At 53.9% G+C, this 635-nt stretch carries 1 protein-coding gene; it reads left to right on the forward strand.

Annotation, left to right across the window (positions count from 1 at the left end):
- Nucleotides 1-635, forward strand: a 635-nt coding sequence (locus tag KJK34_RS15045) for a PorP/SprF family type IX secretion system membrane protein (protein WP_223054705.1), incomplete at both ends; no start/stop codon positions are given.

Below are 635 nucleotides of genomic sequence, written 5' to 3' on the forward strand. Positions count from 1 at the left end.
AACCCGGCCTATGCCGGATCAAAGGAGAACCTTGCCTTCGGCTTGCTTTACCGCGCCCAGTGGGTAGATGTGGAGGGGGCACCCACCACAGGTACCTTCTCCGGCCACAGCCCTGTAGGCAAGAACGTAGGCCTTGGCCTCTCGGCCATTGTGGATGAGATAGGCCCGGTAACCGAGACCAACGTCTATGCCGACTTCTCCTATACCCTAAACCTTGGCGGTGAGCACCGCCTGGCACTCGGCATCAAGGCAGGGGCAACCTTCCATGATGTGGGGCTTTACAGCGAGATCGGCAACGGCTTTGTGCCGGCACCCGGCGACCCTGCTTTCCAGGAAAACGTGAACAACACTTACTTTAACGTAGGGGCAGGCTTCTTTTACTATACCAATAACTACTACCTGGCCTTCTCGGTGCCCAATATGCTTAAGAGCAGGCACCTTGACCTTACCGATAACGGGCAGGAGTATGAGTTCGGCTCTGAGGTATCGCACTACTTCTTAACGGGAGGTTATGTGTTCCAGTTATCAGAGAACACCAAGATGAAGCCCTCGTTCATGGTAAAGTCCTCTTTTGATGTATCGCCGTCTGTAGACGGCTCCCTGAACTTTTTGTTCTTTGAGCGTTTTGAGATCGG

Origin of the sequence: Flavobacterium coralii (genome assembly GCF_019891545.1) — a bacterium.
GTDB lineage: Bacteria > Bacteroidota > Bacteroidia > Flavobacteriales > Flavobacteriaceae > Flavobacterium > Flavobacterium coralii.